Origin of the sequence: Rhodococcus sp. IEGM1428, assembly GCF_050321865.1 — a bacterium.
Taxonomy (GTDB): Bacteria; Actinomycetota; Actinomycetes; order Mycobacteriales; family Mycobacteriaceae; genus Rhodococcoides.
In genome coordinates this window covers 35,426-49,590 of the sequence record NZ_JBNQFW010000011.1, presented here as the reverse complement: position 1 = coordinate 49,590, position 14,165 = coordinate 35,426, and the positions used below count along the sequence as shown (strand labels likewise).

General features: G+C 64.7%; 15 protein-coding genes. 8 read left to right on the top strand and 7 right to left on the bottom strand.

Annotation, left to right across the window (positions count from 1 at the left end; all coding sequences use genetic code 11):
• Positions 1 to 41: 41 nt before the first annotated feature.
• A complete protein-coding gene (locus ACQR3T_RS27965) occupies positions 42 to 395 on the bottom strand; it encodes a VOC family protein (protein ID WP_428695731.1) in 354 nt (117 codons plus the stop codon).
• Positions 396 to 516: 121 nt separating this feature from the next.
• Between ACQR3T_RS27965 and ACQR3T_RS27960 the strand changes: the two genes are divergently transcribed.
• The 3 genes from ACQR3T_RS27960 (at position 517) to ACQR3T_RS27950 (ending at position 2,238) form a co-directional block, all read left to right on the top strand.
• Positions 517 to 645 carry a hypothetical protein gene (locus ACQR3T_RS27960; RefSeq protein WP_428695730.1) on the top strand — a complete coding sequence of 43 codons (129 nt, stop codon included), beginning with the start codon at positions 517 to 519 and terminating at the stop codon, positions 643 to 645.
• 141 nt (positions 646 to 786) lie between these two features.
• On the top strand, positions 787 to 1,305 hold the full coding sequence (locus ACQR3T_RS27955) for an RsiV family protein (protein ID WP_428695729.1): 519 nt from the start codon (positions 787 to 789) through the stop codon (positions 1,303 to 1,305).
• A gap of 30 nt (positions 1,306 to 1,335) precedes the next feature.
• Complete coding sequence (locus ACQR3T_RS27950) at positions 1,336 to 2,238, top strand: alpha/beta fold hydrolase (protein ID WP_428695728.1); 903 nt, start codon at positions 1,336 to 1,338, stop codon at positions 2,236 to 2,238.
• On the opposite strand, the gene ACQR3T_RS27945 is transcribed toward ACQR3T_RS27950, so the two are convergent.
• Genes ACQR3T_RS27945 through ACQR3T_RS27930 form a run of 4 tightly spaced genes read right to left on the bottom strand, consistent with a single transcriptional unit; the run spans position 2,235 to position 5,460 of the window.
• Complete coding sequence (locus ACQR3T_RS27945) at positions 2,235 to 2,558, bottom strand: putative quinol monooxygenase (protein WP_027498443.1); 324 nt, start codon at positions 2,556 to 2,558, stop codon at positions 2,235 to 2,237. The genes ACQR3T_RS27950 and ACQR3T_RS27945 overlap by 4 nt on opposite strands.
• Before the next feature lie 46 nt (positions 2,559 to 2,604).
• Entirely contained in the window at positions 2,605 to 3,630 is a 1,026-nt protein-coding gene (locus ACQR3T_RS27940) for an NAD(P)-dependent alcohol dehydrogenase (protein WP_428695739.1), read from the bottom strand.
• A gap of 5 nt (positions 3,631 to 3,635) precedes the next feature.
• On the bottom strand, positions 3,636 to 4,415 hold the full coding sequence (locus ACQR3T_RS27935; protein ID WP_428695727.1) for an iron-sulfur cluster assembly protein: 780 nt from the start codon (positions 4,413 to 4,415) through the stop codon (positions 3,636 to 3,638).
• Position 4,416: 1 nt separating this feature from the next.
• Positions 4,417 to 5,460: an amidohydrolase family protein gene (locus ACQR3T_RS27930; protein WP_428695726.1), complete on the bottom strand. Its 1,044-nt coding sequence runs from the start codon at positions 5,458 to 5,460 to the stop codon at positions 4,417 to 4,419.
• A 152-nt stretch (positions 5,461 to 5,612) separates the two neighbouring features.
• On the opposite strand from ACQR3T_RS27930, the gene ACQR3T_RS27925 reads away from it, so the two are divergent.
• Together ACQR3T_RS27925 and ligD are read left to right on the top strand one after the other, a co-directional pair.
• A complete protein-coding gene (locus ACQR3T_RS27925; RefSeq protein WP_032380285.1) occupies positions 5,613 to 7,073 on the top strand; it encodes a helix-turn-helix domain-containing protein in 1,461 nt (486 codons plus the stop codon).
• An 18-nt stretch (positions 7,074 to 7,091) separates the two neighbouring features.
• A complete protein-coding gene (gene ligD, locus ACQR3T_RS27920; protein ID WP_428695725.1) occupies positions 7,092 to 8,045 on the top strand; it encodes a non-homologous end-joining DNA ligase in 954 nt (317 codons plus the stop codon).
• A 72-nt stretch (positions 8,046 to 8,117) separates the two neighbouring features.
• Here the strand turns inward: ligD and argG are convergent, their stop codons facing one another.
• Positions 8,118 to 9,533 (bottom strand): argininosuccinate synthase, encoded by a 1,416-nt coding sequence (gene argG, locus ACQR3T_RS27915; RefSeq protein WP_032380287.1) that lies wholly within the window; start codon positions 9,531 to 9,533, stop codon positions 8,118 to 8,120.
• 19 nt (positions 9,534 to 9,552) lie between these two features.
• On the bottom strand, positions 9,553 to 10,260 hold the full coding sequence (locus ACQR3T_RS27910) for a FadR/GntR family transcriptional regulator (RefSeq protein WP_428695724.1): 708 nt from the start codon (positions 10,258 to 10,260) through the stop codon (positions 9,553 to 9,555).
• Between the two features lie 100 nt (positions 10,261 to 10,360).
• Between ACQR3T_RS27910 and aspA the strand changes: the two genes are divergently transcribed.
• Genes aspA through ACQR3T_RS27895 form a run of 3 tightly spaced genes read left to right on the top strand, consistent with a single transcriptional unit; the run spans position 10,361 to position 14,115 of the window.
• Entirely contained in the window at positions 10,361 to 11,800 is a 1,440-nt protein-coding gene (gene aspA / locus ACQR3T_RS27905) for an aspartate ammonia-lyase (protein WP_032380289.1), read from the top strand.
• 4 nt (positions 11,801 to 11,804) lie between these two features.
• Positions 11,805 to 13,238 (top strand): amino acid permease, encoded by a 1,434-nt coding sequence (locus ACQR3T_RS27900; protein WP_428695723.1) that lies wholly within the window; start codon positions 11,805 to 11,807, stop codon positions 13,236 to 13,238.
• On the top strand, positions 13,231 to 14,115 hold the full coding sequence (locus tag ACQR3T_RS27895; RefSeq protein ID WP_428695722.1) for an asparaginase: 885 nt from the start codon (positions 13,231 to 13,233) through the stop codon (positions 14,113 to 14,115). The genes ACQR3T_RS27900 and ACQR3T_RS27895 overlap by 8 nt, the downstream gene beginning before the upstream one ends.
• The last annotated feature ends 50 nt before the right edge of the window (positions 14,116 to 14,165 follow it).

Genomic DNA, 14,165 nt, shown 5'->3' with positions numbered 1-14,165 from the left:
GACTCCCTCTCGAGGGGGTCGGGCTTTTTCGTGCGTACTCGTCAGTCCCGGTGATACGCGATATTGATGACGTTGCCGTCGGGAGCGCGAACGAAGAAGCGGCGCACGCCCCACTGCTCGGTTGTCAGTGGATGCACGATCTCGTAGCCGAGCTTCTGCGCTTCGGCGTACGCGCCCTCGACATCGTCTGTGTGCACCGACATCACCGAATCCTCCGGTGCGCTCTGGTCGCTCGTCACCAACTGAACGCTGACCGGGCGATCGGGTGACGTGAGCCGCGCGACCCACCCCATGTCGAACTCCTCTGAACGCAAACCGAGGAACTCGGAGTAGAACGATTTGGCCGCGTCGACGTTCGGCACCCGCAGATTGGTGATGATGCTCGTCGTTCTCATCGAACTCCCTCCGAAACGTGGCCGGTCGACACGAACCGGACGGTTTGACGCTAGCTGCGGAGACGGTGCTCCGCAGTTGTTTCCTATTGAGTGCGACATCGCGCAGTGGTTAGGGTCGGTCATGACTCGTATTCGCTCGATGGTCGCCGCAGTGGCCGTGACCGCGGCCCTAGCGGGCTGCTCCACCTCGGGAACCGCCACGCCGGCGTCGGCACCGACGACCACTGATGTCACGGTCACGACCGAGTGAACCGAGCCGACGAGTACAACGCCGGCCACTACCTCGAATGCCGCCGAGCCGTACGTCGTCGGCAGCACTCGGATCACCGGATCGACGGAGCATGCCACGTACGACGTCGCCATTCCGCAGCTCAGTGGTGGGAATCCCGCCGTGACGGCGGAATTCAACGAGTCGATGCGGGCGGCATTGCAGGACTTGATCGACGGCCACAACGGACAGGACTTCGCCCTCAGTGACGGCTACTCGACGGGTGCTACCTACGTCGGGCGACGCGTGATCAGTGCCGAGCAGATCACCGATTGGATCGCCGTGCCGCCCGGTGCCCATGGTGACTCGCTGATCTCGACCGTGACGATCGACGCCGACACCGCACAGCCGATCTCCCTCGGCGATGCCTTCACCGACCTCGACACCGGCCTGGCACGGCTGTCGGATCAAGCAGCGAAAATCCTGCCGACCACCCGCGCGGGCGAGGGTTTCGAGCGATCGGGAATCGAACCGACGCTGGCCAACTTTGCGAACTGGACGGCATCGCCGGAAGGGATGAACATTCACTTCGGGGACTATCAGGTGGGTTCCTACGGCATCGGCCTCATCACGATCACCGTCCCATGGACCGACCTGTCCGATGTCCTCGCTCCCGGCATGGAGGATGTGCTGAGCAGTTGACCCTCTGCCCGACAATGCGAGCATGGACGCATGATGATTCGTGCAGGGGTGCTGGATGTGGCCTTCGACCGCTTCGGTGATCCGTCGGGCCGCTCGGTGGTGCTGCTGCATGGATTTCCTTACGACACCAGGTCCTACGACGACGTCGCACGGCTGTTGGCCGAATCCGGTTACGACGTGGTGGTGCCGTACCTACGCGGCTTCGGACCTACCCGGTTCGTCGACGCCGACACGATGCGCTCCGGTGAGCAGGCCGCGATCGGCCACGACCTCCGTGAGCTGATCGCCGCCCTGGGACTGAACGAGCCCATCGTTGCGGGCTACGACTGGGGTGGGCGAGCCGCCTGCGTCGTCGCCGCGCTGTGGCCGGAGCTGGTGTCGGGCCTGGTGAGCGTCTCCGGATATCTGGTCCAGGACATCGCTGCCGCTGTGTCCACGCCGGTGCTGCCACACCTCGAGAAGCGGTACTGGTACCAGTACTACCTGCACTGCGAGCGGGGCCGGGCCGGGCTCGCGGCCTACCGCGCAGAGATCGCCCAGACACTGTGGACGGATTGGTCGCCTACCTGGCGGTTCGGTGACTCCGAATTCGCCGCCACCGCACCCTCGTTCGACAACCCCGATTTCGTGGACGTGTCCGTGCATTCCTACCGGCACCGATACGGCATCGAGGCCGGGGATGCGGCCTATGCAGCAACGCAGGGGTTGCTGTCGCGGCAGCCGAGGATCACGGTGCCCACGGTCGTGATCGATCCGACCGAGGACACCGTTGCCTCGCTGTACGGCAGCCCGGACCACGCGGCGCACTTCACCGATCTGATCGACGTTCGTCAGGTCGATTGCGGCCACAACCCGCCTCAGGAGTTGCCCGGGCAGTTCGCCGACGCCATCGTGACGCTGGGCCAGGTGGTCCGGGACCGCGAAAGGGACTAGTCGACCGCGAGCTCGCCCAGTTCGTTCCAGTCGGTGCCGTCCACCTCTTGGCTGATGATCTTCGGCGTCTCCTGCAGGTACGGCGGGAGGTCCTTCTGTGCCTGCTTGAAGTGATCCGAGTTGACGTGCGTCGCACCGGCATCGGGATCCTTGAACGCCTCCACCAGGACGTACTCGGTGGGGTCGTCGAGGGTGCGCGACCAGAAGTACCAGAGGCATCCTTCTTCGGCTTGGCACGCTTCGGTGAAATCGCGCGAGATCTCGGGCCAGTTGTCGGCGTGCTCGGGCTTGACCTTGAACTTGGCGGTGATGAAGATCAACGTTGCTCCTCCTAGTCGGTGTGATGCTGGTGGGTACTACCCGCTTTCACGGTACGAGAATCGCGCGGCCGCGAACCCGTCCGTTGTCGAGGTCGTCGATGGCGCTCTGGAAGTCGTCCAACGAGTAAGTCTGCGTGTGCAGGTTGACGGCACCGCGGGCGGCGAGGGACATCAGATCGCACAGGTCGTTGTAGGACCCGACGAGATTGCCGACGATGTTCTTCTCCGCCGAGACCAGGTCGATGGTCGGCACGTCGACGTTCTCGCCGTACCCGATGACGTGATAGTCACCGGCCCGCCTGGTCATCGCCAATCCTTCTGCGGTGGAGCCGTTCTCACCGACGAAGTCGAGTACCACCTCGGCTCCGAAGCCGCCGGTGAGTTCCATGACCTGATCGACCTGACTGCCGTCGGCGACCACCGCGTGATCTGCGCCCAGGGTGAGCGCCAGCTTCACGGCATCGGCATTGCGGTCGATGACGATCAACTCGGCCGGGGACAGTGCCTCGAGCACCTGAATGCCGATGTGGCCCAAACCGCCTGCTCCGATGACGACGCACTTGTCTCGCGGTGTCAGTCGCCTGGCCGCCTTCGCGGCCGCGTGATAGGCCGTCAGGCCGGCATCGGCCAGTGCGGCTACGGCGGACGGTTCGAGTGAATCGTCGATCTTCACGACTGTCCTGGCGTTGGTCCGCAGATAATCCGCGTACCCGCCGTTGGTGTCGATGCCGGGGAAATCGCTCGTCTCGCAATGGACATCGTCTCCGGATCGGCAGGCGCGGCACAGCCCGCACGTCACCAGTGGATGCAGGATCACCTTGTCGCCCTCGCGCACGTTGGTGACGGCCGAGCCGACGGCATGGACCCACCCGGCATTCTCGTGCCCGATCGTGTATGGCAGTGTGACGCCGGACTTTTCGGCCCATTGTCCTTCGAGGATGTGCAGATCGGTGCGGCACACGCCGGCCCCGCCGATCTTGACGATGACGTCGAGCGGGCCCTGTACTTCCGGAATCGGAACCTCGGTCATCTCCAGATTCTTGTGGTACCCGACCACCTGGACTGCGCGCATCGTGCTCATCGTGACTGCTCCTGTGTAGTGCTGTGCTGGACGGTGAGGGTGGCGAGGGGGATGAACGCGCCTTCCATCCGAGGTACTTGCTGCTCCTCCGACCCCGGGTAGCGGGTCTGCAGCAATCCACGACAGAAGTGCGCGTTGCCGTCGATCGAGACGCGGGTGGCGCGGGCGCGCCGCATCACCATCGTCAGATCTCCGGTGTGTGAACGACCGGTGTGGTCGACCAGAGCCGGAGCTGCCGGGTCGACCCTCAGCCCGAGTGCCTCACGTCGGCGAAGCAGCGCGGTCGAGGTGCGATCGTCCGCTAGATCTCCGAGAACCACTGCAGCCAAGTCATTTTCGGTCGAGTCGGGATTGGCGCGCAACCATGCCATGAGCGACCGTTCCATCGCCGCCACATATGCCTTGCGTCGGAACGTCGCTCGTAATTCCTCGAGGTCCTCCTCGGCCTCGTGCCCGAAAGTGCCTCGGTAACCTGCGTCGGCGGCGAGGCCGGCGTTGATCTTGTCCGAGTCGTGGTGATCGTCCAGTTCGACGAGAACACGCTCGGTCCACGGCAATGCCGTCAACACGTCCTTCGCATCCCCCGACATGAGGTACGCGAAGTTCGGCGAGCAGAACGACGTGGGCAACCGCAGATGAAGGTGCACGGTGCCCTCGTCGACCTCGAGGGATCGGACGAAGCCGAGATCGGTGATGGGCTCGTCCAATTCGGGATCCAGGACAACACCGAGGGCGGCGTACGCCTCGTCCTTCCTGGTAGTCGTAGCGGTTGTCATGTCACACCGCCGCGAGGTCGGCGCGTTCGGGCTGACGAGGACCGGTCTCGGTTTCGTCGGCGTCGGGCAGCTGCAGCTCGGCCGGCACCGGGATGTCGTAGAGCTTGGCGGCGTTGAGTCCGAGCACCTTTTTCTTCTGCTCGAGCGTGATGGGCGCGTATTCGTCGAGGGACTCGTGGATCTGGAAGTCGACGAATACTTCGACCAGCCACTTGGGTGTCCACAGCGCATAGTCGGAAGAGAAGAAGATGCGGTCCTCGCCGAGCCAGTACAGCAGCTCACCCATGATCTGACCGAAGTACTTCGGGCGCGTGTGCATGAACGGAATGGCCACAGCGAGGCCGGCGTACACGTTGGGCTCCTGGGTGGCGATCCAGCAGAAATCCTCGAGCCGGGGCAGTCCGCAGTGTTCGACGACGAAATTCAGATCGGTGAAGTCGGTGGCCACATGGTCTACGTCCGCAACGTCGAACGCATCACGATCGAGCGGACGGATGGTCGGCCCCTTGTGCACGTGGATGTTCTTGATGCCGACTTCGCGACACACCTCGAGGTAGCGGCGCGTCCAGTCGTCGTCGAGCTTGTAGCCGCGGGAGTCGCCGTGCCACTCGGCGGTGTAGAGCTTGACGCCCTTCAGCCCGAAGCGTTCCGCGTCGGCACGCAGTTGGTCGAGGCCACGCTCACCGTTGCGGGGGTCGAAGTGATGGTTGTAGGTCAGTTTGTCCGGGTGTGCGGCGGCAAGTGCCGACGCTTCCTCCGTCTGCCCGAACCCGGTCTTGTAGAACTCCCCGAGGTGCGCCGGCTGGAAGATCGCGTGGTCGACGTATCCGATCTCGAACAGGTCGTGCATCAGCCGCTCGCCGCCCTGGTAGAGGTACTCGTCGTACGTCCACAGCTCGCTCTCGGGCGAGAGGTTGCGGTGATAGTCGTAGAAACAGTCGATGAACTGCTTGCCGTGGATGTTGCGTTGGTTCTCCTGCCGCGCGTCCCACAGGGCGACGTGGGCGTCGACGATGAAGAAGTTTTCGCCGTTTTTCGTGTACATGCGTGAGCCTCCCGAAGTGCGGTTCGTGACGTGGGTCACGTTTGCCTGTGCACGACGGTAAGGCGGTGTGGCCGCCTCGAGGGCCTCTCGCTGTCTCAATTCGAGACGATCGACAGGGCGGTATTGCGACCTGTGAATGTAACGTGAGTCACATGGCTGAATCGGAGGGCCTCGCGCGAGCCCGACTCCACTCGGAGCCCCTCGCTGCCGTCTCGCACCGTCTTCTCGCATCCTGGCACCGCAGTCAGCGGTACGGCGTTTCGCTGGACGAGGTTGCTCCTGTGTTCTCGGGAACCTACGACGGTGAATCCCTGTTCTACCGGTGCGGCCGGGAAGTGCTCGACGGTCTGCGTGACACCTTGGCGAACGAGCCGGTGTCGATGATGCTCACCGATGCCGACGGCCTCGTGCTGGATCGGGTGAGCGCCGACCGTGAGTTGCTCGCCGCTCTCGATCGCGTCCATCTGGCACCCGGGTTCTCGTATGCCGAGGATCAGACGGGGACCAACGGACTCGCGCTGGCGCTCGCGGATCGGGTGCCCGCGGTGGTCAGAGCCGACGAACACTACTCACTGTCGCTGGCCGGGTACACGTGTGCGGCCGCTCCGGTGCTCGATCCATTGACCGGCCGGGTCGAGGGGTGCGTCAATCTCACGACGTGGTCGCAGTCGTCGTCGGATCTGCTTCTGGCCCTTGCTCAATCGGCGGCCGGGAACACCTCGGCCATGATGCTCGCACGGTCGCAGGGCCAGCAGCCTCGGCCGGCTCCGCGCGGTGAGGTGTTCCGGGTCGAGACCGCGCACAGCGGAGCGGGATCCGGCATCGTCGACGACCTCTCGCCGGCGTGGCGCAGCGCGTTCGGCACCGCGAGATCGGCTCTCGCCGATCATGGTTCGGTATTGATGGTCGGCGAGGCAGGATCGGGTCGAGCCACCGTCCTTGCCCGAGCGCTGCGGGCATCGCGGCCCCGTGGCCGGATCCTCAGTGCCGGTGCACCCGCTGCCCGTGACGCCGAAGCCTGGCTCGACCTGTGGACTCCCGAATTGCCGAAACCCGATACGGCCGTGGTCATTCGTGACGTCGACAGGCTGCCCGCCCGCGCGGCGGACACGTTGGCCGAGCTACTGCGCCGAGCGGGAGCAGGCGTGCCGGTGACCGTGACGGCATCGAACTACGACGACGTGCCGCATGCACTGGCCGGATTGCTGCGCACGGTCGTCGAATTGCCTGCACTTCGGCATCGACCCGACGACATCGCACCTCTCGCTCTGCACCTGGCGGGCCGGGTGCGCGGCCGGGCAGTCACGCTGACCGGCGCGGCCCAGCGGGCATTGCGTGAATATGCCTGGCCGGGCAACGTGGCGGAAGTGGCGACGGTGATGCATCACGCCGCGATTCGAGCCGATGTCATCGGCGTCGAACACTTACCGCCGGAGGTGCTCTCGCACACCACCCATCGGCTCACCCGCATCGAGACGTTCGAGCGCGACGAGATGATCCGCGTGCTCACTCGCCCCGGCATCACGATGAGCGAGGCGGCGGAGGAGCTGGGCATGAGCCGCGCGACCATCTACCGCAAAAGAGACCGTTACGGCATCACGCTGCGTTCTTGATCGCTTACCCTCGACCTCATGGCCAGTAGCTCTCCGTCGATCGAGTTACCGGTCGGTGACCGCATCGTTCGCATCTCCAATCCCGATCGGGTGTATTTCCCCGAGAGCGGGGCCACGAAGTTGGACCTGGTGAACTACTACCTGAGCGTCGGCGACGGCATCGTGCGTGCGCTGCGGGAGCGCCCGTGCATGATGCATCGTTTTCCCAAGGGCCTCGCAGGCGACAAGGTGCACCAGAAGCGCGTGCCCAACGGAGCGCCGCCGTGGCTCGAGACCGTCGAGGTGACCTTCCCCCGCTACAACCGCACGGCGGACGAGTTGTGCGTGACGGAATTGGCCCATGTGGCATGGGCGGTGCAGATGTCCACCGTCGAATTTCATCCGTGGAACAGTCGCCGCGCCGACGTGGAGATGCCCGACGAGTGGCGTATCGACCTCGATCCGATGCCCGACTGCCCCTTCGACCGGGTACGACGCGTGGCCGGGGTCGTTCAGGAGGTACTGAGCGATCTCGGTGCCGTCGGCTGGCCCAAGACCTCCGGCGGGCACGGTCTGCACATCTACGTTCGGATCGACCCGGCCTACGGATTCAAGGACTTGCGAAGGGCGGCACTGGCTTTCGCGCGGGAGGTCGAGCGTCGCGCACCGGAGGACGTGACCACGACGTGGTGGCGCAAAGACCGCGATCCGGCGAAACTGTTCGTGGACTACAACCAGAATGCCCGTGATCACACCATCGCCAGCGCGTATTCGGTTCGCGGAAATCAGCAGGCGACGGTGTCGACGCCGATCTCCTGGGACGAGATTGCCGACGTCGATCCGCGAGAATTCACGATCTTCACAGTGCCTGCCCGATTCGCCGATCTGGGTGACCTGCACGCCGGCATCGACGACGCCGTGTTCGCCATCGACGAGTTACTCGAGTGGGCGGAGCGGGACGAGCACCAGGGTTTGACGGAGCCCGAGGAGTAGCCGAACTCGAAGTTATGGACGGAAATCGGCGGAAATCCGTCCACAACTTCGAGTTCGGCGGCAACAAGACAGCTAGTCGGTACCGGACTCGATAGCGGCGTGGTCGAGGGCCGAGGAGTCCACGGAGCTCTCGGGGCTGCTGGCGGCGATGGCGTCGGCTCCGCCCGCAGGCAGTTCGCCGATCAGGTCGCCCCAGGCCGTGAGCTGATTCTGCGCGGCGTACTGCTCGAGTTTGCTGCGGGAATCGGCGATGTCGAGATTGCGCATCGTCAACTGACCGATGCGGTCGCCGGGGAAGAAGGCCTGGCCCTGGCTGCGTTCCATCGACAGCTTCTCGGGGTGGTAGCTGAAGTTGGTGCCCTGGGTGTCGACGATGGTGAAGTCCTGGCCGCGGCGCAGACGAACCGTCACGCTGCCGCTGACGACGTTGCCGACCCAGCGCTGCAGACCTTCGCGCAGCATCAGTGCTTGCGGGTCGAACCAGCGTCCCTCGTACAGCAAGCGTCCGAGTCGACGGCCCTCGTTGTGGTAAGACGCAACAGTGTCCTCGTTGTGGATGGCGTTGACGAGGCGCTCGTAGGTGATGTGCAGCAACGCCATTCCGGGGGCCTCGTAGATGCCGCGGCTCTTGGCTTCGATGATGCGATTCTCGATCTGGTCGCTCATGCCGAGGCCGTGGCGTCCGCCGATGGCGTTGGCTTCCATGACGAGGTCGACGGGGCTGTCGAAGCTCTTGCCGTTGATCCGCACCGGGCGGCCGCGCTCGAACTCGACGGTGACCTCCTCGGGAGCGATCTCCACCTCGGGGTCCCAGAACCTGACGCCCATGATGGGGCTGACGATCTCGAGGGACGTGTCGAGGTATTCGAGCTTCTTCGCCTCGTGGGTGGCACCCCAGATGTTGGCGTCGGTGGAGTACGCCTTCTCGGCGGAATCTCGGTAGGGGAGGGTGCGCTGGGTGAGCCACTGCGACATCTCGTGGCGTCCGCCGAGCTCGGCGACGAACGCCTCGTCGAGCCAGGGCTTGTAGATGCGCAGCTGCGGATTGGCGAGCAGACCGTAGCGGTAGAACCGCTCGATGTCGTTGCCCTTGTACGTCGAACCGTCGCCCCAGATCGAGACGCCGTCTTCGGCCATCGCGCGCACCAGCATCGTGCCGGTCACTGCACGGCCGAGCGGGGTGGTGTTGAAGTACGTCTGCAGCGACGAGCGAATGTGGAATGCGCCGCAGGTCAGCGCAGCCAGGCCCTCCTCGACGAGCGGCTCACGGCAGTCGATGAGACGCGCCTGCTCGGCCCCGTAGGCCAGGCCGCGCTCGGGCACATCGGACAGATCCGGCTCGTCGTACTGGCCGATGTCTGCGGTGTAGGCGTACGGAATCGCGCCGTGCTCGCGCATCCATGCCACGGCCACCGAGGTGTCGAGACCGCCGGAGAATGCAATGCCGATTCGTTCGCCGACCGGGAGGGAGTTCAATACCTTCGTCACGGGGAGCAGCCTAGTAGTACTACTGATCCGGCTGATCGGCGAGCGACTCCACTGCACCCCGGACGGCATCGAGGTGCGCGGTCATGGCACGGGCAGCGTCGTCGTACCGGCCTGATCGGATGCCGTCGACGATCGCATCGTGCTCCACATTGGACTGCTGCTGGCGGTGGGCGACGAGATTGAGCGTCTCCGATTGCCGCGTCAACGCATCCCGGATGTCGACGATGATCGCCTCGAACACGCGGTTCTTGCTGGCCCGCGCGATGGCGGTATGGAACTGCGCGTCCAGCAGCACCCAGGCCTCGTGGTCGTCTTCCGAACGCATTTCGTCGGCCAGGCCGGCGAGCACCGTCAACTCCTCGTCGGTGCGGCGCTCCGCGGCCCAGCCGGCTGCGGGGATCTCGACGTGCGGGCGGGCCTCCATCAGTTCACGGGCGGCGTAGTTGCCGATGTCGAGGTCGCTGCCGACCCGATCGCGGACGACAAAAGTGCCGAGGCCCGTCTTGGTTTCGGTCAAACCGAGGGCATGGCACGAGCGCAGGGCCTCGCGGATGACGGAACGGCTGACGCTGTGCCTGGCGGCAAGGGCCGCCTCGGACGGCAACTTCTGGCCGACGGGGAGATCTCCCGACGAGATAGCTGCGCGCAGATCGGCGAACACCGCCTCGGCTGCGCTCATGCGCGCAGTGGTGGGCTGCCTGACCGCCCAGCTGTCCGACAGGTTCATAGCGTGATCCTAGCGTGGGGGTTGACCGATGAGGTGTTCTGCGCCACACTCTACCTGTCAGACAGCCGGACAGCTGGACACCCCCACCTAGGAGCGCACTGTGGCCGATACCCGTATCGAGAAGGATCTTCTCGGGGAACGTGACATCCCGACGAGCGTGTATTGGGGAATCCACACTCTGCGAGCCCTGGAGAACTTCCCCATCACCGGGCGCCCGATCTCCACCAACGCGCACCTCGTTCGCGGGCTCGCGGCGGTGAAGTGGGCGGCCGCGTCGGCCAATCAAGATCTCGGAATTCTCGACGCCACCCGCGGGGAAGCGATCCGCACGGCGTGCCAGGAGATCCTCGACGGCCAGTGGCACGAGGAGTTCGTCGTCGACGTCATTCAGGGCGGCGCGGGCACCTCGACCAACATGAACGCCAACGAGGTCATCGCCAATCGCGCCCTGGAGATCCTCGGGCATCCGCACGGCGACTACAGCATGCTGCACCCCAACGAGCACGTGAACGCCTCGCAGTCCACCAACGACGTGTACCCGACGTCGGTCAACATCGCGACCATCTTCGCCGTGCACGAGCTCATCGCCTCGATGAAGGTGTTGCGAGACTCGTTCTCCCGCAAGGCAAGCGAGTTCGCTACCGTCGTCAAGATGGGCCGCACCCAGCTGCAGGACGCGGTGCCGATGACCCTCGGCCAGGAGTTCGGCACCTACGCGATCATGATCGACGAGGACTGCTCACGGCTGGAAGAAGCCGCACTGCTGGTCCACGAGATCAACCTCGGGGCCACCGCAATCGGCACCGGCCTCAACGCTCCCGCTGGCTACACCGAATCGGCCGTCGCGCATCTGCGCACCATCACCGGCCTGCCGCTCGTCACGGCGACGGATCTCATCGAGGCCACCCAGGACGTCGGGCAGTTCGTGCACCTGTCCGGTGTGCTCAAGCGAGTCGCAGTGAAGCTGTCGAAGATCTGCAACGACCTGCGGCTGCTGTCCTCCGGACCGCGCGCCGGCTTCAACGAGATCAATCTCCCTCCGATGCAAGCGGGTTCGTCGATCATGCCCGGCAAGGTCAACCCCGTCATCCCCGAGGTTCTCAATCAGGTTGCCTACGAGGTGATCGGCCACGACGTCACCATCACGATGGCAGCCGAGGCAGGACAGCTGCAGCTCAACGCATTCGAGCCGATCATCGTCAAATCCCTGTCCGACGGCATGGCGCATCTGAGCGCCGCATGCCGAACCGTCGCGCATCGATGTGTCGATGGCATCACCGCCAATGTCGATCTGTTGCGTGAGCGCGTGGAGAACTCCATCGGTCTGGTCACCGCGCTGAGCCCGTACCTCGGATACGTGGAATCGACTGCCATTGCGCAGGAAGCACTGGTCAGTGGCCGCAACGTCGTGGATCTCGTACTCGAAAAGGGCCTGCTGGCGCGCGAGGAGCTGGATCGACTGCTCAGCCCCGAGCATCTCGCGAACCTGCGGGTGGCTCCCACCGAGCATGCCGTTGCTCCCGAGACGTCGACGAGGTGACACGATGAGCACCGAGAACCCGACAACCAAGCAGGCCTTCAGCGAAGAGGACCTGGGGTATCGAAAAGAGCTGGCCCCGCGCCAGATTCAGATGATCGCCATCGGCGGCGCGATCGGCACGGGCCTCTTCATGGGTGCCGGCGGCCGACTGCACGACGCTGGGCCGGCCCTGGTGCTCGTGTACGCGCTGTGCGGCTTCTTCGCGTTCTTGATCCTGCGCGCACTGGGCGAGCTGGTGATGCACCGGCCGTCGTCGGGATCGTTCGTTTCGTACTCCCGCGAGTTCTTCGGGGAGAAAGTCGCGTTCGCCGCCGGCTGGCTCTACTGGATGAACTGGGCGATGACGGCCGTCGTGGACGTCACGGCCGTCGCGCTGTACATGAACTTCTTCAAGAAGTACTGGGCCCCACTGGGCAACGTCGACCAATGGGTGTTCGCGCTCGCTGGCTTGGTGCTCGTACTCGGCCTGAATCTGGTGTCGGTCAAGGTGTTCGGCGAGCTGGAATTCTGGTTCGCGCTCATCAAAGTCGTTGCGCTGGTGACCTTCTTGGCGATCGGTACCTACTACGTCATCTTCGGAACCCCCATCGACGGGCAGGAACCGGGTCTGAGCGTCCTCACCGACAACGGCGGTCTCATCCCCAACGGACTGCTGCCGGCGATCGTCGTGATCCAAGGTGTCGTGTTCGCCTACGCCTCGATCGAGCTGGTCGGCACCGCAGCCGGGGAGACGCAGAACCCGGAGAAGGTCATCCCCAAGGCGATCAACACCGTCATCGTCCGTATCGTCGTGTTCTACGTCGGCTCGGTTCTGCTGCTGTCACTGCTGTTGCCGTACACCGCCTATCAGGCCGGTGAGAGTCCGTTCGTGACGTTCTTCGGAGCCATCGACGTCAAAGGTGCCGACGCGATCATGAATCTGGTGGTGCTCACTGCGGCGCTGTCCTCACTCAACGCCGGGCTGTACTCCACCGGGCGAATCCTGCATTCGATGGCCGTCGCCGGCTCGGCGCCGAAATTCGCTGCACGGATGAACAAGTCGGGTGTGCCGTACGGCGGCATCGCGCTGACGTCGGTGGTGACATTGCTCGGCGTCGTCCTCAACGCCGTTGTGCCGGCGCAGGCATTCGAGATCGTGCTCAACCTCGCCGCTCTCGGCATCATCAGCGCCTGGGCCGTCATCGTGGCGTGTCAACTGAAGTTCTGGTCGCTGTCCAAGACCGGTGCGGTCACCCGACCTGCATTCCGACTGTTCGGTGCTCCGTACACCGGATACGCAACGCTAGGCTTCCTGGCGTGTGTACTCGTGCTGATGGCCTTCGACCAACCGGTGGGAACCTGGACGGTGGCGTCGATCCTGCTCATCGCGCCGATGCTGATCGGCGGTTGGTACCTGTGCCGCAACAGAATTCGAGAGGTGGCAGCGCGCAGTGAGTGAGTATGTCGCCTTGTTGACCACCGGTGGGACGATTGCCAGCAGTCGAGACGAGCACGGGGTCTCTCGTCCGGTTGCCGGCGCGGGGATCGAACTCGACGGTGTGCGGGTGCGCGAGGTGATGTCGAAGGACAGCTCCGCCCTCGACTTCTCGGATCTCGACACCATTCGCACGGCAACGGCAGACGCTCTGGCCGAGGATGGCTGCGTCGGAGTGGTGGTGCTGCACGGCACCGACACTATGGAGGAGTCGGCGTTGTACGTCGATCTGTTCCACGACGACGAGCGTCCGGTGGTGTTCACCGGTGCGCAGCGCACCTCGGATCATCCCGACCCGGACGGTCCGAACAACATCGCCGCAGCGGTGGCGGCAGCGCAGTCCGAGCAGGGTGTCCTGATCGCCTTCGGCGGACGGGTGCTGCCGGCTCGCGGTGCCATCAAGACGCACACCACCGAGCTCGATGCGTTTCGGTCGGCGTCGCTCCCTCGGCCGAAACCCCTGCAGTGGAAGCCCGTTGCCGGGATTCGGGTCGACATCGTCGCCCTGTATCCCGGTGCCGACGGTGTGCAGATCGACGCCGCCCGTGAAGCCGGGGCGTCGGGAATCGTGCTCGAGGCGCTGGGCTCGGGTAATACCAATGCCGGTGTCGTACACGCAGTGAAGGAGGCGGTGGCTGCCGGGGTGCACGTGGTCGTCACGACGCGGGTGCCGTTCGGTGAGACCTCACCGACGTACGGCGGCGGCGGAGGTGGACACGATCTGCTCGATGCAGGTGCGGTGTTCTCGCGGGAACTGCGCGCGGGGCAGGCACGTATTCAGTTGGCGGCGCTGATTGTCACCGGAGCAAGTGACGTGATTGTCCACAATTCGTTCTCGTAGACGGAAAACCGTGTGCAGACGCGAATAGTGGACACTCAGCGCACCACACC